General features: G+C 36.7%; 23 protein-coding genes and 1 pseudogene. 20 read left to right on the top strand and 4 right to left on the bottom strand.

Annotation, left to right across the window (positions count from 1 at the left end):
* Positions 1 to 15: 15 nt before the first annotated feature.
* From PHE88_03520 to PHE88_03460, 13 genes are all read left to right on the top strand, one after another.
* Positions 16 to 720 (top strand): hypothetical protein, encoded by a 705-nt coding sequence (locus PHE88_03520; GenBank protein ID MDD5686886.1) that lies wholly within the window; start codon positions 16 to 18, stop codon positions 718 to 720.
* Positions 721 to 1,102: 382 nt separating this feature from the next.
* Complete coding sequence (locus PHE88_03515) at positions 1,103 to 1,729, top strand: hypothetical protein (GenBank protein MDD5686885.1); 627 nt, start codon at positions 1,103 to 1,105, stop codon at positions 1,727 to 1,729.
* Positions 1,730 to 1,753: 24 nt separating this feature from the next.
* Positions 1,754 to 2,263 carry a hypothetical protein gene (locus tag PHE88_03510; protein ID MDD5686884.1) on the top strand — a complete coding sequence of 170 codons (510 nt, stop codon included), beginning with the start codon at positions 1,754 to 1,756 and terminating at the stop codon, positions 2,261 to 2,263.
* A gap of 119 nt (positions 2,264 to 2,382) precedes the next feature.
* Positions 2,383 to 2,835 carry a hypothetical protein gene (locus PHE88_03505; GenBank protein MDD5686883.1) on the top strand — a complete coding sequence of 151 codons (453 nt, stop codon included), beginning with the start codon at positions 2,383 to 2,385 and terminating at the stop codon, positions 2,833 to 2,835.
* A 107-nt stretch (positions 2,836 to 2,942) separates the two neighbouring features.
* Positions 2,943 to 3,344: a class II SORL domain-containing protein gene (locus PHE88_03500; GenBank protein MDD5686882.1), complete on the top strand. Its 402-nt coding sequence runs from the start codon at positions 2,943 to 2,945 to the stop codon at positions 3,342 to 3,344.
* A 29-nt stretch (positions 3,345 to 3,373) separates the two neighbouring features.
* On the top strand, positions 3,374 to 3,781 hold the full coding sequence (locus PHE88_03495; GenBank protein MDD5686881.1) for a response regulator: 408 nt from the start codon (positions 3,374 to 3,376) through the stop codon (positions 3,779 to 3,781).
* A gap of 94 nt (positions 3,782 to 3,875) precedes the next feature.
* Positions 3,876 to 5,303, top strand: a complete 1,428-nt coding sequence (locus PHE88_03490) for a radical SAM protein (protein MDD5686880.1) — start codon at positions 3,876 to 3,878, stop codon at positions 5,301 to 5,303.
* Positions 5,300 to 6,379 carry a 3-oxoacyl-[acyl-carrier-protein] synthase III C-terminal domain-containing protein gene (locus PHE88_03485; GenBank protein MDD5686879.1) on the top strand — a complete coding sequence of 360 codons (1,080 nt, stop codon included), beginning with the start codon at positions 5,300 to 5,302 and terminating at the stop codon, positions 6,377 to 6,379. Before PHE88_03490 ends, PHE88_03485 begins: the two co-directional genes overlap by 4 nt.
* 15 nt (positions 6,380 to 6,394) lie before the next feature.
* On the top strand, positions 6,395 to 6,568 hold the full coding sequence (locus PHE88_03480) for a rubredoxin (protein ID MDD5686878.1): 174 nt from the start codon (positions 6,395 to 6,397) through the stop codon (positions 6,566 to 6,568).
* 513 nt (positions 6,569 to 7,081) lie between these two features.
* Positions 7,082 to 8,020, top strand: a complete 939-nt coding sequence (locus tag PHE88_03475) for a zinc ABC transporter substrate-binding protein (GenBank protein ID MDD5686877.1) — start codon at positions 7,082 to 7,084, stop codon at positions 8,018 to 8,020.
* 4 nt (positions 8,021 to 8,024) lie between these two features.
* A complete protein-coding gene (locus tag PHE88_03470; protein ID MDD5686876.1) occupies positions 8,025 to 8,777 on the top strand; it encodes a metal ABC transporter ATP-binding protein in 753 nt (250 codons plus the stop codon).
* A 199-nt stretch (positions 8,778 to 8,976) separates the two neighbouring features.
* Complete coding sequence (locus PHE88_03465; GenBank protein ID MDD5686875.1) at positions 8,977 to 9,783, top strand: metal ABC transporter permease; 807 nt, start codon at positions 8,977 to 8,979, stop codon at positions 9,781 to 9,783.
* 417 nt (positions 9,784 to 10,200) lie between these two features.
* Positions 10,201 to 10,677, top strand: a complete 477-nt coding sequence (locus PHE88_03460) for a hypothetical protein (protein ID MDD5686874.1) — start codon at positions 10,201 to 10,203, stop codon at positions 10,675 to 10,677.
* A gap of 106 nt (positions 10,678 to 10,783) precedes the next feature.
* Here PHE88_03460 and PHE88_03455 read toward each other — a convergent pair whose 3' ends face one another.
* Positions 10,784 to 12,040: a saccharopine dehydrogenase family protein gene (locus PHE88_03455; protein ID MDD5686873.1), complete on the bottom strand. Its 1,257-nt coding sequence runs from the start codon at positions 12,038 to 12,040 to the stop codon at positions 10,784 to 10,786.
* A gap of 15 nt (positions 12,041 to 12,055) precedes the next feature.
* The gene (gene nspC, locus PHE88_03450) at positions 12,056 to 13,159 is read right to left on the bottom strand and encodes a carboxynorspermidine decarboxylase (protein ID MDD5686872.1); all 1,104 of its coding nucleotides are present in this window, start codon (positions 13,157 to 13,159) and stop codon (positions 12,056 to 12,058) included.
* Between the two features lie 377 nt (positions 13,160 to 13,536).
* On the opposite strand from nspC, the gene PHE88_03445 reads away from it, so the two are divergent.
* Together PHE88_03445 and PHE88_03440 are read left to right on the top strand one after the other, a co-directional pair.
* Positions 13,537 to 14,811, top strand: coding sequence for a CBS domain-containing protein (locus PHE88_03445; protein MDD5686871.1), 1,275 nt, complete (start codon positions 13,537 to 13,539; stop codon positions 14,809 to 14,811).
* A 5-nt stretch (positions 14,812 to 14,816) separates the two neighbouring features.
* A complete protein-coding gene (locus PHE88_03440; protein MDD5686870.1) occupies positions 14,817 to 16,082 on the top strand; it encodes an Nramp family divalent metal transporter in 1,266 nt (421 codons plus the stop codon).
* Positions 16,083 to 16,095: 13 nt separating this feature from the next.
* Here PHE88_03440 and PHE88_03435 read toward each other — a convergent pair whose 3' ends face one another.
* A complete protein-coding gene (locus PHE88_03435; protein ID MDD5686869.1) occupies positions 16,096 to 17,253 on the bottom strand; it encodes a Gfo/Idh/MocA family oxidoreductase in 1,158 nt (385 codons plus the stop codon).
* Positions 17,254 to 17,313: 60 nt separating this feature from the next.
* Positions 17,314 to 18,210, bottom strand: a complete 897-nt coding sequence (locus tag PHE88_03430) for a sugar phosphate isomerase/epimerase (GenBank protein MDD5686868.1) — start codon at positions 18,208 to 18,210, stop codon at positions 17,314 to 17,316.
* A gap of 238 nt (positions 18,211 to 18,448) precedes the next feature.
* Here PHE88_03430 and PHE88_03425 point away from each other — a divergent pair, with 238 nt between their 5' ends.
* The 5 genes and pseudogenes from PHE88_03425 to nagA all read left to right on the top strand — a co-directional run bounded on the left by PHE88_03425 (position 18,449) and on the right by nagA (position 25,230).
* Entirely contained in the window at positions 18,449 to 19,921 is a 1,473-nt protein-coding gene (locus PHE88_03425) for a radical SAM protein (protein MDD5686867.1), read from the top strand.
* Positions 19,922 to 19,949: 28 nt separating this feature from the next.
* A pseudogene (gene lsrF, locus PHE88_03420) lies at positions 19,950 to 20,744 on the top strand (3-hydroxy-5-phosphonooxypentane-2,4-dione thiolase).
* Positions 20,745 to 20,834: 90 nt separating this feature from the next.
* Positions 20,835 to 21,854: a zinc-dependent dehydrogenase gene (locus PHE88_03415; protein MDD5686866.1), complete on the top strand. Its 1,020-nt coding sequence runs from the start codon at positions 20,835 to 20,837 to the stop codon at positions 21,852 to 21,854.
* 242 nt (positions 21,855 to 22,096) lie between these two features.
* Complete coding sequence (locus PHE88_03410; GenBank protein MDD5686865.1) at positions 22,097 to 23,815, top strand: YgiQ family radical SAM protein; 1,719 nt, start codon at positions 22,097 to 22,099, stop codon at positions 23,813 to 23,815.
* A gap of 269 nt (positions 23,816 to 24,084) precedes the next feature.
* Positions 24,085 to 25,230: an N-acetylglucosamine-6-phosphate deacetylase gene (gene nagA / locus PHE88_03405; protein ID MDD5686864.1), complete on the top strand. Its 1,146-nt coding sequence runs from the start codon at positions 24,085 to 24,087 to the stop codon at positions 25,228 to 25,230.
* Positions 25,231 to 25,335 lie beyond the last annotated feature (105 nt).

The following is a 25,335-nucleotide window of genomic DNA, read 5'->3' as shown; positions in this document are numbered from 1 at the left end:
GTGAGGTTATCTCAAATGAAAAAAATACTTTTACTTATGTTGTTTGTAGCAATGTCAATGTACGCAGAAACAGCAGAAATTCGCATAGTACGGGATAATGATAAAGTAATCGGTTCACTTGACCAATCGATTGTCATTAGTTTGGCAATGCAAGGCATTGTTGTCAGTACAGACAACATGCATATTGCATATATTGTTCGTTCTCAGGGAAGACCGCATATTTACCGGGACAATAAAAACGATACTTCCTATGATGATATTAAGACGGACTCGCTTGTTTTCAGTCCGAACGGCAATCATTTTGCTTATATCGCGAGCCAGTATGGCAAATGGATGGTAGTACTTGATGGTGCCCCGCAGGGACAGTATGATGATATTAAGAGTAATTCATTGACATTCAGTCCGGACAGCAAACGCCTTGCTTATGTTGCAAAGGGGTTTAATGGTTTGTGTGTTGTAGTGGACGGAACTCCCGGCAAGACATATACATTTATAAAGGAAGATGCAATATCGTTCAGTTCGGACAGTATTCACGTGGCGTATATTGCCGGATTGTATAACCAGTATTTTATAGTACTGGATGAACAAAAAGGCAGCGATTATAACATGTTTGTCAACAAGGTCGGGATAGTGTGGGACAGTACTACAATGTTCCATTATTTTGCCGTTAGCAATAATCGCGATATTTATATAGTAACAGAAAAGATAGAAAAAAAGTAAACTGTCCCGGTTGGGGATTCTATACTTCTTTAAAAGAATTGATATTTTTTAACAATACCACCGATAATAAATCGGTGGTATTTTTGTTTGTTTATTTGTTCTCATTCAATTCGCAGCGAACCTCATAAAAGATTAAAAAATTTTAATAATATTTTAACGTTGTTTTAATTCTTTTTATTGTATATTCTAACCAACGGAATTAAGCTAAAAAGATGTTTTTGAAAATTCAATAAATATATTAATTGGCATTGGGTGTATTAAGATTCTAATTGTAAAGATTTTCAATGAAGTAAGGAGGTGACAAACAGAAAGTATAGGTTTGTTAAAAAAGCTTGTTGTCGGTTGATGGAAATTAAGTGTTTTGTTTAGGAGGTAACTAACAATGAAATTAAATGTGCGGGTTTCGCTTGGCTTTTGTGCTGTTGTTGCAATGCTCATTACGGCATGTGCCACGACAAGTATTACTTCGGTTTGGAAAAATAAGTCATATCAGTTACAGGCACACAAGATTATGATAATAGGTATACTCAAGAGTTCGGCAGATAGAAGAATATTAGAAGATGAGTTTGTCAAACAGTTAAATGTTCATGGGACAGCAGCCATTGCGAGTTATTCTGTTATTCCCGATGATAAACAAGGGGATGACAAGCTAATTGAATCTAAGATGACTGAGCTTGGCGCCGATGCGGTAATTATTACCAGGTTAGTTAACAAAAAGGCAGTATACACATATGCTCCGAATTGTGAATATTATCCGCCAGTTTACTACAGTACATGGCGCGACTATTATTTATACGGTTGCCAGGATATGTATTCTCCGGGTTATATGTCAGAGACCGATTATGCAATAATAGAAACCAACATGTATGATGCCGGCAAAAGCAATCTTATTTGGTCAACTTCATCTAAAACAGAAATTTTAGGTTCCGATAAGAAATTTATTTTATCGTACATAGAAGTCATAGTGAAAACTATGGCTAAACATAAATTGCTTGGATTAATGAAATAGAGGAGAAATATTTTATATACAGGTATGAAAAATAATAAATGTTACAAAAAAATAATGAATGATAAATTATTACCTTTATTTCTAATAATTTCACTTTTTAGTATTTCGTCTTGCTCTCATTTGCAAATTAGTAATCTGGTTGAGTATAAAAACAGCTTAAAAGATTTAAAATATGACAAAACGGAAAATGGCTGGATTGCACAAGATGACAGGTATAGAATAACATTTAAAAGTACTCCTTCACAAATAACAGTGAATCAAAAAGTTGAATTTAATTTGGAAATATTTGATAAGTTAAGTAATAATAAAGTACCATTAGATGATGCGAGTATTGAATGTACATCGCTTATGCCCGATACTCCGGGTTATATACGTGTGCTTGCTTTGTATAAACAGTATCCCGTTGTAAGTCCCGGTGTGTGTACTCTTTTACCGTTGTCTTTTGATAATGCCGGGAAGTGGGTTGTTGTTTATTCAATCCAGTTAAAGTCAGGTGACAATTTTAGGATAGATTTTCCAATTGAAGTAAAATAATAGGGAATGACAAGCTCTCCAACAAAAACGGGAATCTGAGTTGTTGTAAGAAGGGAGGTGGTGTAAAAATTAAATGGTGTTGGAGTAAGCAGCATAAACGAAAATTTTAAGGAGGTCTTATGAAGAAAATGTTTGTTTTAAGTTTGTTGTTGTTGGGATTTACATTAGTTTCTGCGGAAAATATGCCGAAAACGGCAAAACAGGCAGATAAAAATGTGATGGAGTTCAAAGGGATTGTTATTGATAATATGTGTGCTACCTCAAACAAAGATAAGTTGGGAGATTTTGTAAAGACACATACAAAAGAATGTGCTTTAATGGCTAACTGCCAGGCAAGCGGATATTCATTATACACAGCGGATGGACAGCTCATCGGTTTTGATAAAGAAAGCAATCCGAAAATTGTCAAATTTTTGAAGAATAAAAACAGCAAACTGCAAGTGGTTTTAAAAGCAAAGAAAGACGGCGATATGCTGCATCTGGTTTCAATTAAAAATGAAACTACGATGAAGAATGATATGAAAAAAAGTGAGATGAAAAAAGATAATATGAAAATGGGTGATATGAAATAGCAATAAATATAGTCATAAGGGAGTTTCACGGATTCTTCTTGAATCATTTTTTCGTGAAACTCCCACTTATAAAATGATATAGAACAGTGTTATATTAAGGTATATTTATGAAAAGTATGAAAGATTTATTTCATAGTGGGGATTGGAAAAAAGAAAAGCATGTTCCCGTGATTGAGGTGTCCGGTAAAGTAAAAAAAGGCGAGGCATGTGAAGTTATCGTTACTATAGGTAAGGAGATATCTCATCCCAATACGACGGGTCATCATATCAGGTGGCTTCAATTATATTTTCTTCCAAAAGGAGGAAAGTTTCCGTTTCAGATAGGAAAATATAAATTTAGTGCACACGGCGAATCTACCCGGGGACTTAATGTCAGCGCAATATATACACTTCCGCAAGTCAAGGCGAGTTTTAAAACAGATAAATCCGGAACGATTTATGCTTTATCTTATTGCAATGTACACGGTCTGTGGGAAAATTCCCATGATATTGTTGTAAAAGGCAACTGAACTATATTTTTTGGCAGGACAGGAGTTATATGGAAAAAGAAAAATCTATTATTTTAGTAGTTGACGATGATAAGAAAATAGTTGAACTTATCCGTGTTAATCTTGAGGGTGCCGGTTATGAAATTGATATTGCCTATGACGGTGAGCAGGCGTTGGAAAAAGTATGGAACAAAGGTAGTCAGCGACCGGATTTGATAATTCTTGATTTGATGCTGCCCAAGCTTAACGGGTATGAGGTAGCTAAACAAATTAAGAGCAAAAAACAAATTTCGGATATACCGATAATTATGCTTACCGCCAAAAATCAGCCTTTAGATAAAATGGAAGGATTATTAGGCAGTGAAGTTGATTATTACCTTACAAAACCCATAGACATTAATGATTTATTAATACATGTTATGAAAGCCCTGTCAAAACAGTCAAGTCACACCGACTGAATAGGTTGAGTTGTAACCCTGAAATTGTAGCCGCAGCCGAGTAGGTTCGCCTGAGGCGAAAGCGTTAGCTCTGCTAAAACTTTGTTAATATACTATGAAAGTTCTAATAATAAGTTCAAATAGAAATCATAATCCTGTGGTTGTAATGCCTTATGGAGCTGCCATAGTCGCCCAGTCAGTCCATTCAAAAGGGCATAACGTAAAATTTTTAGATATGATGTTTTCCAGAAATCCTTATGAAGATATTGCTCGCGAATTAGAAAAGTTCAATCCTGATATCGTTGGAATCTCTGTAAGGAACATAGATAATAATGATATGGAAAATACGAAAATGCTTGGCAGTGAAGTAAAACCTGTTTGCCAACTCATAAAAACAAAAACTAAAGCAAAAATTATACTTGGCGGTTCAGCAGTTAAGATAATGCCGGAAGAGATTATGCGTGAAACAGACACAGATGTTGCTTGTGTGGGAATGGGCGAAATAGTTTTTAATGAATATCTTGACGCTTTAAAATCAGGAAAAGATTATACTGGTATACCCGGGCTTGCTTCAATTACCGGTTACAGCTTCAGATATAATCCGATGGAATCACTTAGTAAATTAAGTATTTTTTCCGATAAAGATTTTTATAATTGGGTTGATACGGACCGTTACGTTCGCAAATTGGTCCCGTTCCCGATTAGGACAAAGGTGGGTTGCCCGTATGAATGTGTTTACTGTACGTATCCGATTATTGAAGGAGATAACTATGTTCTTTCAGATCCAAAAGATGTTGTAAAGAATATTTTACAAATGGTAAAAAAAGGATACAAAGATTTTGAATTCGTAGATAATGTTTTTAACTCACCATATGAGCATACTATGGCAGTTCTTGATGAAATTACCCGAGCAAAAATAAAAGCCAGGTTCTGTGCTGTTGATGTGAATCCCGGTTTTGTGAATAGTGAGCTTATGCTTGCAATGGAAGCGGCTAATTTTAAGGGTATAGGAATTACTGCTGAAAGCGCCTCAGATATTATCTTAAAAAACCTTGGCAAGAATTATACAAAAAATGATTTGCTGAAGTTGGCAGATATTGTAGCAAAAAGTAAAATACCGTGTTTTTGGATTTTTCTCATCGGGGGACCCGGTGAAACAAAGGAAACAGTCAGAGAAACATTCAATTTTGCAAAGAACTGTATACGTAAAAATGATGTAGCTTTTTTCAATGTGGGTATAAGGGTTTATCCCGGGACAAAACTGGAAAAAGTCGCACGTGAAGAAGGTGTGTTGAACCTGCATAAGTCAGAAATGTTAGAGCCGTTCTTTTACCTTTCCCCGCTTTTAGACAGAAATTGGATTAATGCAAAAATTAAAAATGAAATTAATTCCAATATGAATTTTATTGATTCAAATTCTTTTTCTTTCCCTTTTCTTTCAGAGTTGTCAAGTATATATTATAGTTTAGGCGGCAGACCGCCTCTTTGGAAAAAGACCGGATTATTGAGGCGTACTTTAAAAACAATAGGAGTGCATTCATGAGAGATGTGAAAAGTGATGATAATATGTTTCTTGCCGGGATCGGAACGGCTGTGCCTGAATTTTGCTTGGAACAGGATAAGGCATTTAAAATTATTGAAGATAATTATAGTGAAACAATCAAACCCTCGACTTTAAAGTTAACCAAAAAAATATTTTCCCATCCAAGCGTGGCAAAAAGGCATTTTGCTTTTTCCGATGCAAACCAATTTTTATCTGAAAATCAGGACACAAGAATTGACCGTTTTACTGCACAATCCGTTGAATTAGCCGCTCATGCTGCGGAAGAGGCTTTGAAAAGAGCGAAAGTTAATAAAAAGGACTTAGCCGCCGTAGTAGTGAATACATGTACCGGTTACATCTGTCCCGGGATTTCAAGTTACCTCATAGAACGTATGGGTTTAAGAAAAGATATTATGTTTTATGACCTTGTAGGTGCAGGTTGTGCCGGAGCTATACCTAATATAAGGTTGTGCAGGGATATTGCAAAATCAAACGGGGATTCACCGGTATTAGGTGTTTCTGTGGAGATTTCGAGCTGCGATTTCAGGATGGATGACAATATTGGCATTATAGTATCAAATGCAATTTTTGCAGATGGTGCAGCATCTTATATTGTCCGTAACAAACCGTCAGGTTTTGAAATATTGGATTTTGAATCGGCTTGTTTACCGAAATTTCGTGAAGATATACGGTTTATATATAAGGAAGGCAGTCTGTATAATAAGCTTTCTCTGCGTCTTCCTGAAATAGTCGGAAAAAGCATTGCGGAATTTTTGGAAGGTTTCTTTGCGAAGCACTCCCTGAAAATTAAAGATATTGATTACTGGGCAGTGCATCCGGGCGGTGAAAATATTTTGTTATCAATAGAAGACAGCATTGCAATAGATAAAAAAAAATTACAGTACACGCGGGAAATATTAAAAAATTACGGCAACATGTCTTCCCCGACAGTTATTTTCGTTCTGGACAACATAATTCAGAACAACACTATTAAAGAAAACGGCATTGTTATATTACTCGCTTTCGGAGCAGGATTTCAAATACAAGCAGCATTATTAAAAAAATACGCTGATTAGTGCGAGGAGGATAACATGGAAAAATGGCAATGTTTATCTTGTCCTTATATTTACGACCCTGCAGTAGGGGACCCGGAAAATGGAGTTACCCCGGGAACTAAATTTGAGGATATTCCCGATGATTGGATTTGTCCCTTATGTGGTGTGCCGAAAACTAATTTTGTGAAAATTGAATTATTAATAAAATAAGAAATGTTTTTAATATGATGTATAGAGATTTCAATATTATAGATTCCCGATTAAGAAACTCGGAATGACAATTTCTTCATGTGTGCCATTCCCGCGAAGAGGCTGTGTCATCCCGCATAGGGGAATTAAGAAGCCTGTCATTCCCGTGAAGAGGCTGTGTCGCAATGTCATTGCGAGTGTTAGCGAAGTCGAAGATCCCATTCATGGGGCAATCTCATAAAATGTAGCTCGTCGAAGAAGGGATTGCCACGAGCCAATAAATTGGCTCTCGAAATGACAAATCGTGGGTTATGACACAATCTCGAAAGCGGGAACCTAACTTGATGTCTATGAATTTCAATGTTATCACGCCGAGGGCGTGAAACTACAATTTAATTATAGTTTGTAGTTGTCGTAGACCCTTGGCGTGCCTAACTTGTTTTTATTGATTGAAAAATAAAGAGAAAAAAGTATAATTATAGCCGATTAAAAATTCGTATATTGTTTATATCCTAAATATAATGTTTGAAAAATATGAATAAAAAGATAGCGTTTATTACAATATTTCTCGTAGTAGTTATTTTGAGCTTATTAATAATATCAAATCTTTCACGCAAACCTGATATTGAAACTAAAAAAATCAAAGTCGTAACCACGCTTTTCCCGCTGTATGATTTTGCCAGAAATATCGGGCAGGATAAATTGGATATTTCCTTGCTTTTACCTCCGGGTGTTGAAGCTCATTCGTTTGAGCCTAAGCCCAGCGACATTATAAGAATAAGCAAATCCGGTGTTTTTATATATACAGGTAAATTTATGGAACCGTGGGCAGAAGACGTAATAAAAGGTTCCATAGATAAAAATGTCAAGGTTGTAGATTCCAGTAAAGGGACGAGAATGATCCAGGCAGTTTCCCGGGATAAAGACAAAAAGAAAGGTTCGCTTGACCCGCATATCTGGCTTGATTTTGATGACGCTAAAATTATGGTTGACAATATCACACAAGCTTTATGTGAAAAGGATCCGGGCAATAAAGAATTTTACAAACAACAATCCAGGAAATATAAAGATACTCTTTCAAAGTTAGATAACGAATATAAAAAGTCTCTGGCTAGTTGTAAAAACAAAGAAATCATCTATTGCGGGCATTATGCTTTCGGATATTTAGCCAACCGTTATGGTTTAAAGTATTTGTCCGCACAGGGAGTTTCTCCGGACGCTGAGCCGACTGTTCAAGACCTTATAAAATTAATTAATCAGATTAGGAAAGACAAAATTGAATATGTTTTTTACGAGGAATTGACCAGCCCGAAGATAGCTGAAACCATTACAAATGAAACTAAAGCGAAAATGCTTTTTTTAAATGCGGCACATAATATTTCTAAAGAGCAATTCAATAATAATATATCGTTTGTTTCCATAATGGAAAATAATTTAAAGAATTTAAAAACCGGTCTTAAATATCAAGACTAAAAATATGTCTGCAATTATTGAAATTAAACAATTATCCATAAACTACGGTCAGACTGAAGTTATTAAAGATGTTTCTTTTACAGTTGAGGCAGGTGATTATATCGGGTTAGCCGGTCCTAATGGTGCAGGAAAAACCACTCTTATAAAAACAATATTAGGTCTTTTACCGTCAACTGCCGGGGAGATAAAGCTATTCGGTATGCCGCAGTCTAAATTTAGCAACTGGGGGAAAATAGGATATTTGCCGCAAAAATCCTCTGCAATAAATGTGCTTTTCCCTGCAACTGTGGAGGAAGTGGTTATACTCGGACTTTTATCTCAAAAGAAACTGCCGAGAAGAATAACGAATGACGATAGGAATAGAGTTGATGAAATATTAGAAATATCAGGAATTACCAACCTTAAAAGAAAAATTCTTAGCGAACTTTCAGGAGGCCAGCAGCAAAAGGTTTTGTTAGCCCGCGCCCTGGTGTCGCGTCCGGAACTTTTGATTTTCGACGAGCCGAGCACGGCGTTAGACCCGCAATCCAGAGAATCTTTTTTCGAAATAGTAAAGCGATTAAACCATGAAACCGGCGTCACAGTCATTTTAATTACACATGCTACCAGCTATATCGGGCAATATGCCGGTAAGTTGTTGTACATAGATAAAAAGGTGGTTTATTTCGGAAAATTCAATGAATTTTGTAATTCATCCGAAATGAGTTTGTATTTTGGAGATGCCCAAAAACATCTAATCTGCCACCAGCACGACTGATTTATTGTTCAGTAATGCAGAGCAAGCTCTGCCGCTACAATCTTTCTGTAGTTGCCGACCTTGCTTGTCCGCCAACGTTTTGTGGCGGAGTCGGCTTGACTTGATGTATAGGAATTTCAATATTATCACGCCGAGGGCGTGAAACTACAATTTAATTATAGTTTTTTAGTTGTCGCCAGACCCTTCAAGCCTAACTAATATGGATATAATAAATATTTTGCAATACTCTTTCATTCAAAAAGCATTTTTAGCCGGCTCGTTTGTTGCTGTGCTTTGCTCTTCGCTCGGCTTATTTCTGGTCTTGCGAAAAATGTCTTTGATTGGTGACGGTCTTTCTCATGTCAGTTTCGGCGCCATTGCTTTGGGACTTTTTTTCGGCGTATATCCTTTTTATGTGGCAGTACCTTTGGTTATGATTAGTTCAATTGTGGTTTTAAAAATTACGGAAAAAGCGAAGGTATACGGTGATGCTGCTATAGGTATTGTATCTGCGGTCGGAATTGCCGGCGGTGTTATTTTAGCCAGTATTTCCAAAGGTTTTAATGTTGATTTGTTCAGTTACCTGTTCGGTAATATTTTATCAATCAGTACTACTGAAGTAGTATTGTCAATAGTTTTATCTCTTATAGTTTTATCGGTTATTTATATTTTCTATTACGATCTTTTTTCTGTAACATTTGATGAAGAATACGCCAAAACAACCGGAATAAAAACAAATTTTATCAATACGCTTCTCACCCTCCTTACAGCGATAACAGTTGTTTTATCAGTAAAAATGGTTGGAATAATGCTTGTCTCCGCGCTTCTTATTTTACCGTCCGTTACTGCTTTGCAGGTCGCCAAAGGTTTTAAATCAGCTATGCTAATAGGAAGTATTGTTGCGCTTTTCTCTGTACTTATCGGGATTATCTTTTCCTTTTTCCTGAATCTGCCCGCAGGAGCAACAGTTGTAATGGTAAATGTCCTATTGTTTGTCCTCAGCCTCCTATATAAAAAAATCACATAAAGTAAATTGAGGTTTGACCTTTAATCTGCACTTGTTATAATCAAAAAAGGCAGGTTATCCGGATTTCATCAGAATATGCTTAGTAATTTAAAGATTAAAAATTTTTAATATTGCTTTAATGTTATTTTAATTATTTTTGTTGTATAGTATAACCAGAATCAAAAAAAGATAATATTTTTTTGATATATACAAATTTGTTGTGATGATTTTTAGTAATATTATTAATAAAGACGGAGGTGATGAAAAATTTAAATGATGCCGGGATAACCGGCATGAGCATGGAGCCTCACTGACTAAGGTCAGTGGCATCTGCTCCAACTTCAGCGAACACCTCGCCGAAGTATCCGCCACTGAAACGTTGGCGAATTCCCTTTACGCATTATGTGTGGACGGGTAAAGATAAAAGGAGGTATAGTAATGAAGAAAGTTATTTTGTTGGTAGTAATGTTATTAGTAGGAACATTGGTTTTTGTGAAAGCAGCAGATAGTGTTGTTCCGGCAACACCTGCGACACCGGCAACATCAGTAGCTCCAGCGACACCGGCAACGCCAGCGACACCGGCAGTGGCACCCGCAAAAGCAGAGCCGGCTAAAAAAGCTGCTCCGGTTGCAAAAGTAAAGACAATGAGATTGAAAGGGACTGTAGCATCAATTGATGCTGCAAATAATACAATTGTTATTTCTACATTAGGTAAAGAGAAAAAGAGTGTTGATGAAACAGTTACAACAGATGACAAAACGACAGTTATGAAAGCGGACAAGAAAATCACTCTTGCGGATATTGTTAGCGGTGATAAAGTTTCCGTTGTTTATTTTATGTCAGCGGACAAAAAAGTAGCTAAATCAATCACTGTGCATATTCCACCAAAACAAAAAGAACCTGTAAAGAAGTAAACCCGTACCAAATGCACAAAAGTTCAAAAAAAGCCCTCACATAATTAATTATGTGGGGGCTTTTTAATTGTAAGAAAGTATTCCTGACGTTACGGTAAAACCGGAACTATGTAGATTTATGCTCAGCAGTTTTTGAAACCCTGTGCCACTTGGTTTCTATGATTTCTGTCGGCAGTCCGGTTTTGTTTAATAGTTCAATGAACGGGTCCGGGTCCAGCTCTTCAACATTTACCATAGTTTTAACATCCCATACGCCGTCTGACACAAGCATGGCTGCTGCCACCGGCGGTACTCCTGCAGTATAACTGATTGCCTGGGACTCCACTTCATTGTAACATTCCTTGTGGTCGCAGACATTATAAATAAATATTTCTTTTTTCTTGCCGTCTTTTTTACCTTTTATTAAATTACCGATACAAGTATTACCTGTATAGTTTGGAGCCAGTGACATCGGGTCAGGTAAACATGCTTTTACAACTTTTAACGGTATGACTTCCAGCCCTTCAGCTGTCCGTACAGGTTTTTCTGAAAGTAATCCGATGTTTTTCAGTACGCTAAAGCAATTCAGGTAATGGTCGCTGAACCCCATCCAGAACCGTATACTGTTTGCATCAATGTTTTTTGAAAGAGAATGCAGTTCATCATGGCCGTTCAGGTACACGGTCTGTTTACCTACAACAGGAAAATCATAGACCAGTTTTTCCGTATGGATTGGTTTGCATACCCATTTGCGGTCAATCCAAGTCCATACCTTAACGAATTCCCTGAAATTTATTTCAGGGTCAAAGTTAGTGGCGAAATATTTTCCATGACTGCCTGCATTGACATCCATTATATCTATAGTATCTATTTTATCAAAATGATGTTTCACTGCAAGGGCACAATAAGCATTGACAACGCCTGGGTCAAATCCAACGCCAAGTATAGCTGTTACACCTTTTTGTTTGCAACGGTCTTTTCGTTTCCACTCGTAATTAGCATACCATGGCGGATTCTCACATACCTTGTTCGGTTCCTCATGAATAGCAGTATCCAGATAAACTACACCGGTTTCCATGCATGCTTCCAAAACTGACATGTTAATGAAGGATGCACCAAGATTAATAACTATGGAAGATTTAGTTTCTTTTATCAGTTTTATGGTTGACTGGACATCCAGCGCATTAAACTGCTTGGCATATATTTTTTTTGTCTTGTCTTTAAGGTTGTTTTTCCTGAGAACGCTTTCAATTATTTTTTCACATTTTTCCTGTTTCCGTGACGCTATGCAGATATCTCCCAACACATCGTTGTTTTGAGCAGCTTTATGTGCCGCTACATGAGCGACACCCCCGGCACCAATAATCAGAACATTTTTTTTCATAATTAATAAACCTCCTTATGATAAACTGTTAATATAATCTTTATAATCAAAATTGCGAACAATATCCATAGTTCCGTTTAGTCTTTTCACTACGATAGAAGGCATTTGAAGTCCATTGAACCAGTTTTTTTTCACCATTGTATATCCAGCAGCATCGGTAATTCTAACGATACTACCTATTTTCAACCGGGATTTAAAATTATATGTCCCGAATATATCTCCTGCCAGACACGACCGCCCGGCAATCATATATTTGAATCTACCTTGATTAGAATTTTCTATTTTAGCATCTATTCGATAAATTAGCAAGTCCAGCATGTGCGCTTCAGTAGAAGCGTCAACTATTGCGATATCAATTTCATTATGAACAATATCTAAAACTTTTGTTACTAACTCTGCTGATTGTGTAATAGCTGTTTCTCCGGGTTCTAAATATACCTGAACTCCGAACTTGGCACTGAACTCTTTTAATTTATTGCAGAATTTTTCCAACGGGTAACCATCTTTTGTAAAATAAAGTCCGCCGCCTAAACTAATCCACTCTAATTTTTTAAGCAAATCTCCGTATTTACTGCCGATGATATCCAGGGTAGAAGAAAAATTATTAAAGTCTGCATTTTCGCAATTAAAATGAAACATTAAACCGCTAATTAGATGAGCTACTTTTAATAAAGATTTCTTGTCAATTACACCAAGTCTCGAATATTTTCGTGCGGGGTCTGCTAAATCAAAATGAGAATAACTGATCTGCGGATTCACTCTTAATCCTACTTTTAGAGTGCGGACATCACTGTAAAACATTTTTAACTGTGATATGGAATTAAAAATTATTTTGTCTGCATATTGTTTTATATTTTTAATATCTTCCTTTGAAAAAGCCACGCTGTAAGCATGGACTTCTTTTTGAAATTTTTCATGACCTAAACGTGCCTCATACAGGGAACTGCTGGTTGTTCCGTCCATGTATTTATTCATAATATCAAAAACAGACCAGGTGGAAAAACATTTCAAAGCCAGTACCGACTTAGCGCCGGACACATCCCTGACGTGTTTTATTATTTTTAAATTTTTTAATAATTTTGATTCATCAATTAAATAATAAGGTGTTGTTAAAGTCATAATTATAAATTTATATATAGGAATTTCAATGTTTAGCAGAGCTAACGCTCTGCGGCTACAATATTAATTGGTTTGTAGCTGCAAAGCGAAACTTTGCTTAACTTGTTTTTATTGATTGTGTCGGCAAATTTTTGTTGTGCATTAGTTTATAAAATAAATTCTTTTATGTCAATAAATATTTTTATTTAGAAAAAATATTTATTGATTTAATTTTGGCATTCCTTCACTGCAAACTCCGGTACTTATCATTAGGTTAAATAATGATTGACATTTTATTTCTGATTAGTAGAATATGCTTAATAAAATAAACTTAAGATGTTGTTCTGAACTATTCCGATTTGATGTCCTGAGCTTGTCGCAAGGAGCTTCATTTTTTTATGAACGGTTTTGAGAAAAGTTTTATATATTTATCGCAAATAATAGGATTACCTGTAGTTAATATTAACAGCAATGAAAAGATAGGTAAAATAGATGATGTTGCGGTTTTGCTCAAGGAAATGTATCCAAAGGTAAGCGGTTTAATAATTAAAAATAAAAAGAAAAAATTTTATTTATCATGGATATATGTAAAGAAAGTAATTGAGGACAAAGCAATTTATGTAGAAAATCCTGCAGTAAATGCGGGAAATAGTGTAAATCAAAGTGAAGAAGAAATGCTTCTCAAGGAGACATTTTGGGATAAGCAGATAGTTGATATTTCCGGCGCCAAAGTAGTTCGTGTTAATGATTTGCATTTGCTAAGAGAAGGGCTGAATTTCTGGGTTGTTCACATGAACGTTGGTTTTAGAGGGTTGCTGTTGAGATTAGGCTGCTATCATATAGTCGATGCTATTTTTCAGTTATTATTTTCATACGAAATTAAAGATAACCTGATTTCGTGGAAATATGTTCAGCCAATAAAGGATTCTAATTCACGCGAATCTTTGCATTTAAAAATTCAACAGCCTAAATTATCAGAATTGCATCCTGCTGACTTGTCTGATATATTGATGGATTTAGGAGTTGATGAAAGAAAAAGGATTTTTCTTTCATTAGATAAAGTTACTGCTGCAAAAACCTTACATGAATTACCTTTGAAAATCCGTATTCAGGTTGCTGAATCGCTTCCGCAGGAACATTTATCTGTTGTTTTGAAAGAAATGCCGATGGATGAAGTAGTGGATCTTCTGGCACATCTGCCAAAAAAATTGGTAAGTTCTTTTTACAGCATATTACCTAAAGAAAAAGTAAGCCAGATAAAAGATTTATTATCACATTCTGAACATATTGCCGGAAGTATAATGAACACAGATTTTATGGTTACAAAAATCAATGTAACTGCGAATGATGTTTTAAATAATGTAAAAGCCAAGGCAAAAAATACGGAATCATTTTATTATGTTTATGTATTAGATGATAATGATTCGTTGATAGGAATCGTTACTTTGAGGCAATTACTGTCTATGGAACCGACAAAACTTGTTTCCGACTTTATGAGAAAGAGAATTAAAAAAGTTAAAATTAACACAGATGTAAAAAAAGTAGCTCAGATGTTTTCAAAATATAACTTCTACGAAATACCTGTTATAGATAAACAAAATAAAATTATGGGTATAATAACCCTGAAAGATGCTTTTGAAGCGGTATACGGTGAAATTAAAGAGGAAGTATAAAATATATGAAGCTATTGGATAAAATCAGAGAAAACAGGATGTTAGTAAATATATTGATATTTCTCAGTATATTAGGTCCCGGTATTATTACAGGTAGTGTTGATAATGATGCCGGTGGTATTACTACTTATTCGGTTGCAGGAGCGATATACGGGTATAAACTTTTATGGACGCTAATTCCTTCTTTTGTTGTTTTAGTTGTTGTTCAGGAAATGAATGCAAGGATGGGTATTTTTACCGGCAAAGGACTCGCAGATTTAATCAGGGAAAATTTTGGCGTTAAAATTACCTTTTTTATATTTTTAGGTTTGATAATAGCAGACATAGGCAATACTGCTACCGAATTCGCGGGTGTGGCTGGTAGTATGAATATTTTTGGAGTATCTAAATATATTTCTGTTCCGTTGTCTGCGGTATTTGTCTGGATGCTGGTTACCAAGGGGAATTACAAAATATCGGAAAGAATATTTTTATTTTTCAGTTTCTGCCTATTATCTTATGTTGTATCAGCAGTTCTTTCTAAGCCGGATTGGGTTCAGGTTGGGAAAGCTTTTGTAACACCGACAATGCAGTTTGATAAAGACTATTTGAGTATGGTTTTGGGAATTGTCGGAACAACTATTGCACCGTGGATGCAGTTTTACATGCAGTCAGCTGTAATAGAGAAAAGAATTAAAATAGAAGAATATAAATATGCCGTATGGGATGTTATTATCGGTTGTGTCGCTACCGTAGTTGTAGCATTTTTCATTATTGTTGCCTGTGCGGCTACTTTAAATAAAAATGGTGTTATAATAAATGAAGCTAAAGATGCAGCAATGTCGCTTAAACCGTTTGCTGGTGTATTTGCTTCGCAGTTGTTTGCTTTCGGGCTTTTCGTAGCTTCAATTTTTTCTGCAACTATACTGCCGCTGGCGACTGCATTTTATGTTTGTGAGGCTTTTGGTTTTGAGGCGGGTATAAATAAGAAAGTCAAAGAGGCACCTTATTTTTATGCTTTATTTGCTTCTATCATATTAGCTGCGGTCATTATTATATTGATACCGAACGCCCCGCTTATTAAGATAACAATCTGGTCCCAGGTAATAAACGCTATTCTTCTGCCGGTGGTATTGATTTCAATGATAATTATAGTCAATGATAAGAAGATAATGGGTAGTTATGTGAATAATAAATTTCAAAATATTGTCGGTTGGTCAATCACAGTAATCCTCTTAATACTGACAATCATTCTAGTAATCTCGCCGATTATATCGCTCATTACCGGATAATAATTATTTTGAGCTATTTATGAAATGATTTTGAAACATCTTCTTCAACTTCACTTTTTTTAACTACTTTTACATATTTAGAAGAATCAATAAGTTTCTTAAGCATCTTTTCATAAGCAGCGCTATTCAAAGGCAGTTCCACGGGTTTACCTGTAATCGATGAATATAAAATTGAATTAGCAAGTTCAACTGATTTTATACCTTCTTCGGCAGGTGCTATAAGCGGTGTGCCGTCAAGTATTGCGTTCACAAAGTTTTGTATTATTTCCGCGTGCATTCCGGCAGTGCCGGTAACAGGTATTTTTATGTTCCAGAAATCAGGACCTTGGAATTTGAATTTTGTTGTTTTGTTGAATTTGGAAGAAGACATTTCATTACGCAAGAATATTATTTCGTCATTTTCGCAGATAAGATTTCCCATTTCACCGCATATTTCGAACCGGTCAGTCCCAGGTGCTTCGCCGGTTGAGGTTATAAATACTCCGGTAGCTCCGTTAGGATATTCCAGATATGCAGTAACTTCGTCTTCAACTTCAATATTATGTCTTTTTCCTAACCCGCAGAAACCTACAACTTTTTTAGGCATACCGCAAATATATTGGAATAAATCAAGGTTGTGCGGGCACTGGTTTAAAAGTATACCGCCGCCTTCTCCTTTCCATGTTGCACGCCACGAACCGCTGGAGTAATATGCTTCCGGCCTGAACCAATTGGTTTTTATCCAGTTGGTCCGGATAATTTCACCGAGCTCGCCATTTTCTATAATTGATTTTATTTTTTTGAATCTGGGAAAAGTCCTGAACTGGAACATCGCAGCGAAAATCTGTTTTTTGTTTTTGTGTGCGGCAATTAATCTTTCACAGTCGGCTTTGTGAGAGGAAATCGGTTTTTCTACAAGGACGTGTAGCCCTTGTTCAAGAGCATCAATACCGGTTATAGTATGGTCGTAGTGTGGGGTCGCTATAATGACAGCATCTACATCACCGGACCTTATGAGTTTTTTTGAATCATAATATACCTTACAGTTAAGTTCTTTTGAAAGTTTATCTGCCATTTCCTTATCGGCATCACATACAGCTGTGAGTTCCATACGTTTAAGCCCTTTAATATTTTTAGCATGAGCGCTTCCCATCACACCAACACCAATAACCCCGATTCTTACAGTTTTCATTGATATTTCTCCTTATTGAGCTCTCTGATATCCGCCAACAGTTCCTTGCCCGCTGAAGATTCAGTGGCGGGAGTGGTGGATATTCCATCCGATTTCGGAAAGAATTTTTTCAGTTCTTCTTCCATATTCTATATAGCTGTCATACATTGCTTTTGCATCCGATTTAACCGAGGAGTCATGCACAACTACTTTAAGATGCGGTTCTATGGAAATCCCGCCATCATAACCGTTTTTCATCAAATCTGTTAGTATTTCAACTACTGAACCGTCACCTTCACCGGCAAACATATACTGCATTTTGCCGTCTATCATTTTACCGTCTTTAATATGTATGTAAACAATATGCTTTTTTACTTTTCTGTAGAACTCAAGAGAATTCTGGTATTTATACGGGGAATTACCGCGGATATCTAGGTCAAAAACCGGGTTACCGGTATCAAACACAAGTTTTAAACTTTTAGATGGTATTGCATCTAAAAGTCGTAAAGTATGTTCATATGACTGTCCGCCCCAGCATGCACAATTTTCGTGTACACAAATTACGCCGCCGTCTTCTGCAATTTTAACAATTTCTTTTATTCTTTTTATTGCTTCTTTTTCCGCTTCTTTGTTTGTTAATGGTAAAGGGTCAGGTATTGCAAAACTCATTATCCTTATAAGTTTTGTGCCGAGTTTCTGCATGCGCGGTACTGCGCGTTTCATTTCATCATAACTTGACTGAGGGGATTCGGAAAGTTTTTTTGCCCAGTTACCGATAGCACTTCCAAAACAGTTAACTTTAACACCTGCGTTACTAAGTTTGTCACATACAATTTTGAATTTATCTTCAGGTATATCTGTTAAGTTAATTCCGTCAATTACCCGTGATTCTATATTTTTCCAACCGAGTTCTTTTGTCGCTTCAATTTGACCGTCAATATCAGTTGCCGCTTCATCCGCGAAACCAGTAAGATACATAAAATAATTTCCTCCTTCAATGTAGAAACTTTAAGCGTAATTATAAATAAGTTTCCTGGTCTTGTCAAGGAGAAATCCATACTTCTCAAAGTGTTTATAATAAGTATATCTGTTTTTTTAATTGAAATATTTTTAAATATTTGTAAAATGAGATTATTGGATTCCCCAATGATCTCTGATTAAACACATGTTGAAGTTTTGGGATAATCTGTGTAATCAGCGGCTGTTAACGAAAAACATGGCTAAAGTATTTTTAATGAATCCCCGTGTAGAATCCCGTCCCTCAATCCCTTTAGGGTTGGCGTATATTGCTGCTGTTCTCGAGCAAAATCACCATCAGGTTAAAGTATACGACCCGATAGTCCCTGAACAGGACGAAAAAATAAAGGAATTGTTGACGGATTTCAAGCCGGATATTGTCGGTATAACCTGTACAACAGCGCAGGAAACACTGGCTTTACATTTTACTGAAGTTGTAAAGGGAGCTGATAAAAACTATTTAGTAGTCATCGGGGGTCCGCATATCAGTGCTCTTCCAAGACAGGTATTGTCTGATAAAAATATTGATATAGTAGTAATTGGCGAAGGTGAAGAGACAATGCTCGAGATAGTGAATAGTTATAATCCATCCCGGAATATTGATGCAATCGATGCAATCGACACAATTAAAGGAATCGGCTATAAAAAAGATGGTAAGCAGTTTTTTACTGAACCCCGCCCGGCGGTTTCGGATTTAGATAAATTACCGTTTCCGGCTTGGCATTTGTTTGATATGAAGTGGTATTTGCAGAGAGACAGCATCATCAGGGGCAAGTGGCTGCGTTGCGGGACAATTATTGCAGGGAGAGGTTGTCCGGGAAGATGTATTTTTTGCCAGAGCTATCAATTGTACGGGAGAAGAGTACATAGAAGAAGTCCTGAAAATGTTTTAAAAGAAATGAATCAATTGATGGAAAAATATGATAGCTTGGAAGGGATTTATTTCTGTGATGACACGCTTGCTATGACCAAGCCCTGGATGATGGAGCTTTGTAAGCTAATAAAAGAAAAGAGTACAAGACGCATACTTTGGGCATGCCAGTCCAGGGTAAATACCATAGACACTGAGTTGGTAAAGACAATGAAAGATGCCGGATGTGTTCAACTGGAGTTCGGGGTTGAATCGGGTTCTCAAAAAGTATTAGACGCTCTTCACAAAGATATAAAAATTGATGCTATCAGGCGGGCGTTTAAAATATGCAGGGATGTTGGTATGCGTACTGCTTCCAGTTTTATGATTGGGAATCCGGAAGAAAAGATGGAAGATGTTATTTTGAGCGAACAACTTGCTGATGAAATCAAAAGTGATTACACGGAATTTTTCACGATTACCCCGTATCCCGGCACAGAATTGTATGAAATGGCAAAAAAAAATGGTTGGTTAAGGGAAGGAACATGGCTGCATGCCGGGGTACTGGCAAGCAGGCCTGTAATGGTAATAAATTTCACAGCGGATGAATTGCTCGCCTTGCAGAAACGGCTTTATTCAAAATATTTTCCGGCTATATATAAATCGCTGGTGCTGGATTATAGGTTTATTTTTGATGTTGTAAAATTCAGCTTGAAGAAACCAAAACATATTCTTGCATATTTTAAGATAATTTTTAAGGATAGAAGTTTATCTGAACTGGGACGGTATATAAATCATGTAATAAGAGACAGCGTTTGTTAGGTGGCTTAATAGATATAAGGAGGGTAAGAAAATGGATTGGGGAATGGAAAATCGTTTATCAAAGATTATTAAACCGGGCACGGGGAAAACAGTTATGCTGGCAGTTGACCACGGGTATTTTTTAGGACCGACAACCGGGCTGGAAGATCTTACTAAAACCGTCAAGCCGCTTATTCCATATGCGGATACTCTGATGCTCACAAGAGGGATGTTGAGGGCGGCAGTTGACCCGAAATCTGATGTCCCGATTGTTTTAAGGGTTTCCGGCGGGACAAGTATATTAAGTGAGCTGTCAAATGAAGGGACAACGGTTTCTATGAAAGACGCAATACGCTTGAACGTTTCCGGAGTAGCGATTTCTATTTTTGTAGGTTCACCTAATGAAAGACAGACATTATTGGGGTTGACAGATTTAATAAACGAAGCGCAGGAATACGGGATACCGGTCCTTGCGGTTACTGCTGTCGGTAAAGATATGGTCAGGGATGCGAGATATCTCAGTTTATGCTGCCGTATAGCAGCGGAACTCGGTGCAAATATAGTAAAGACATATTATTGTGACGATTTTGAAACAGTGATTAAAACATGTCCTGTCCCGGTAGTTATTGCCGGCGGGAAAAAACTACCCGAAAAAGAAGCGTTACAACTTGCTTATAACGCTATAGATAAAGGAGCCGTAGGGGTTGATATGGGTAGAAACATATTCCAATCGGAAAATCCTATAGCTATGATCCAGGCAGTCCGTTCAATTGTTCACAAAAAAGCGTCAGTTAAAGAAGCGTTGGATTTATACGAAAGTTTATCTAAAAAAAGAAGTAAATAATTTATTGTATGGAAATTGGGAGGATGAAGGCAGAGCAAGCTCTGCCACTACAATATTGATGTAGTTGCCGATCTTGGTCGGCATCAACTTATGAAAGTAGCGGTTTATTATAATAATAAAGATATCAGAATACAGGAAGTACCTGTACCTGCAATAGGTGATGACGAATTGCTTTTAAAGGTAATGGCAAGCGGTATTTGCGGCAGCGATGTCATGGAATGGTACAGGATTAAAAAAGCGCCTATTGTGTTAGGCCATGAAGCAGCAGGTGTTGTGTCCTCTGTAGGGAAAAAAGTAAAAAAATATAAAGTTGGTGACAGAATTTTTGTGTCCCATCACGTTCCCTGTAATGAATGCCACTATTGTTTGAATGGTCATCATACAGCTTGTGAAACACTGCACAAGACAAATTTTTACCCGGGCGGTTTCGCCGAGTATATACGAATTCCGAAGATAAATATAGATAAAGGTACTTATATCCTTCCCGATAGTATGAGTTTTGAGGAAGGAACTTTTATCGAACCGATAGGCTGTGCTGTACGGGGACAAAGACTGCTTGGTATTAAACCGGGTAACTGCGTGCTGGTTCTCGGTTGCGGGATGTCGGGTATACTCCATATCCAGCTTTCTAAAATCTACGGTGCAGGGAAAGTAATTGCAGCCGATTTAAATGAATACCGTATCAGCATGGCGAAAAAGTTCGGCGCAGATTATGCTATAAACGCTTCAAAAAATATTTCCGAAGAAATTCTTAAATTAAACGATAACCGTTTAGCAGATGCAGTCATAGTTTGCACAGGTGCACTTTCTGCATCAAAACAAGCATTAAAATTAGCCGACCGTGGTGGAAAAATATTGTTTTTTGCAGTTCCAGAACCCGGGATTGATTTGCCGATACCGATAAACGATTTTTGGCGGAATGAAATGACGACATTGACTTCATACGGAGCAGCACCGGATGACCTCTCCGCCTCACTTGATCTAATGAAATCAGGTAAAATCAAAGTGAAAGATATGATTACCCATAGATTCAGCTTAGATGAAACCGGTCTTGGTTTTAAAACAGTCGCCGAAGCCAAAGAATCCATGAAAGTAATAATCATTCCTTAATAGCAAATCACAGTTATCCGCATACCCTTAAATTTTTTCTTCTCTCCAACGGATAGAGGATGATCGCGTAGGGGTGAGCTTGCTCACCCAAAAAGAAATTAATGTAGTGGATTGCCCTTGGCAATCCGCAGTAAAATCCCCACAGGTTAGAAGATGAACCCTGCCTACCGGCAAGCAGGGAGTATGGGAGACCATAAGTCTTTAATCCACCAAAGATTTAGTGGCGGACTATTATCAAATTTATGTTTATACCTACAACCAAAGAAGAAGTTACCAAACTCGGATGGGAAAATCTGGATGTGATTCTTATTACAGGCGATACCTATATTGATAGTCCTCATACCGGTTCCGCAGTTATAGGTAAAGTCTTTCTCAACGCCGGTTATAAAGTCGGTATTATCGCTCAGCCGGACATTAGCACTGATTCCGATATTAAAAGATTAGGTGAGCCGTCACTTTTCTGGGGTATTACTTCAGGTTGTGTTGATTCTATGGTTGCAAATTATACAGCAACCAAAAAGAGAAGAAAACAGGATGATTTTACACCCGGCGGTGAAAACAACAAAAGACCTGACAGGGCGGTTATAGCTTATTCAAATTTAATTAGGAGACATTTCAAAAACACAAAACCTATTGTACTTGGCGGTATAGAAGCTAGTTTAAGAAGAATACCGCATTACGATTACTGGGACAATCAAGTTCGAAGGTCTATTTTATTTGACGCTAAAGCAGATTTTTTGGTTTACGGAATGGGCGAAAAATCTGTTTTAGAACTTGCAAAAAAACTGAAAAATAATGAATCATCGGAGGATGTCCTGGGAATTTGTTATATTTCCAAGACTCAAAAAGACGGGTATCATTTGCTTCCTTCATACGAAGAAGTTAAAGTGAGTTCGCCGGATGGTATGCAAAAATTTACTGAAATGTTCAATACTTTCTATGCTAATATTGATTCTTTAACAGCGAAAGGCTTATGCCAGAAACAGGACACAAGATATCTTATTCATAACCCGCCTCAGTATAATTTAACAGAGCAGGAATTATCCGGAATATATGATTTGGATTATGAGCGGGATATCCACCCGTACTATAAGAAGAGCGGGGAGGTCCGGGCATTAGAAACTATAAGATTCTCAATTACTACCCACAGGGGTTGCTACGGAGAATGTAATTTCTGTTCGCTTGCTGTTCACCAGGGAACCACTGTTATATCAAGGACCGAAAAATCTATTTTAGATGAAGCGAAAAAGATTACTAAATTGACGGGTTTCAAAGGATATGTTCTGGATGTAGGCGGACAGACTGCCAATATGTATGGGATAGAGTGCAGTAAAAAATTTACACAGGGACATTGTTCAAATAAAAGATGTGTTTATCCTAGAATATGTAAAAATCTGGGATTAAGCCATAAAAAACAAATAGACCTTTTGGCAAAATTAAGGACAATCCCCGGTATAAAAAAAGTTTTTGTAGCATCAGGTATCAGGTATGACCTTATATTAGAAGATAAACAATATGGTACTGCGTATTTAAAAGAACTGGTTTTAAATCATGTTTCAGGACAGTTAAAAATAGCGCCCGAGCATACCGAAGATGTTGTATTAAAAAAGATGGGCAAACCCGGCAAGCACTATTTAAGTGATTTTAAGAAGTTGTTTGATAGTCTTAATAAAGAATGTGGGAAAAAACAATTTTTAACATATTATTTTATTGCAGCTCACCCGGGATGCGGTATTGAGGAAATGAAAAAATTAAAAGAATTCGCATCAAGAGAGTTAAAGCTAATCCCGGAACAAATGCAGATATTTACCCCTACACCTTCAACCTATTCAACACTGATGTATTACACCGAACAAGACCCTTTTACCAACGAGCCTGTTTTCGTAGAAAAAGATACAAACAAAAAAGGAGCCCAGAAAGAAATTGTACTATTTTCAAAAAATAAAAAGGAATACAATTGACTTGATTTTTAGAAAAAAAATAATAAAATTTATTATATTCTCTTCTGTGGTGAGAAAATGACCGCGTAGGGGTGAGCCTGCTCACCCAAAAAGTAGTTTATGTAGTGGATTGCCCTTGGCAATCCGCAGTAAAAAATTGTCTCTTTCTTCTTCCCATAGGGGAGAAGATGAAAGATGAGGGGGGACAATAAGAAGATAGTTAAAAAACCATCATACATCACACATTACACTTAACACATAACACATTTTTTTAAAAAGGAGAAAAAACAATGGACAAGCTAATTACTAATTGCAGGTTAATTTCGCCGGATTTGGAAATATCCAAAGCATCCATAGCCATAAAAGGGAAATATATAGAGAAAATTTATTCTGCCGGAGAACAACTACCCAAATCAGATAAAGTTTATGATGCAAACGGGAAAATGGCTGTTCCTGGTTTTATAGATATACATTTTCATGGTAATAGCGGTTTTGATTTTATAGATGGTACATTAGAAGCTGCTGAAACAATAGCCAAATGGAAATTAAACGAAGGTGTGACAACAATGGTGCCCGCGACATTAACCGCCCCGGAAGAAGGTATTACAAAATGCTTACAAGCTATTGCAGATTATCAGAAGAAAACAACATATTCTAAAGTTGCAGGTATGCATCTTGAAGGACCGTACATAAATCCTACTTGTTTGGGTGCAATGAACCCCAAATTTGTACGGAAACCCGATATTGAAGAAGTTAAAAGACTTAATAAAATAGTAAAAGTTTTGAAAGTAACATTTGCAACCGAAGTAGAAGGCGGGCTAAAATTTATAAAAGATTTAAGTGCCATGGGTATTGCTTCATCTTGCGGGCACAGTGCTGCGACATATGAAGAATTTTATGAGGCAAAAAAAGCGGGACTTAAGCATTTGACCCATTTCTGTAACCAGATGACAAAACTGCATCACAGAGAAATAGGACTTGTTGGGGCAGGACTTTTAGATAACGATATTCTTACAGAAGTTATTTGCGACAAAGTTCATTTATGCGTTGAAATGATACAACTTATATTTAAAGTCAGGAACGTTGAAAAAATAGTTCTTATCACAGACGCTTCGGCAGCTGCCTGGCTTAAAGACGGCAATTTTCAAATAGGCGGACTGGATGTTAAAGTTGAAAACGGTGAAGCTCGCCTGGTATCTAACGGCGCATTAGCCGGAAGCACTATAAAATATTATGACACCCTGAAAAATGTTTATGAAATAACCGGTTTGCCGTTAAGTCAACTGATTAAAACCACCAGCTATAACCAGGCAAAAAGTTTAGGAATCGAAAAAGTCGGTGAAATTAAACAAGGATATTTTGCAGACATAGCGATTTTAGATGATAAATTCTGCCCGAAAGCAGTCTTCGTAAACGGCGAATTGCATGAATATTAGAAGGCAGAGTTATAGGGTTTATGGAGTTATAGAGTTCATAGAGTTAAAACCCTATAACCCTAAAACCCAATAACTCTATAACTTTATGTTTTACATATAGGAGGC

The sequence above is a fragment of the Elusimicrobiota bacterium genome, assembly GCA_028718185.1.
Lineage (GTDB): Bacteria > Elusimicrobiota > UBA8919 > UBA8919 > UBA8919 > JAQUMH01.
The sequence above is the reverse complement of the archived record's forward strand: the minus strand, read 5'-3'. Positions and strand labels throughout refer to the sequence as shown.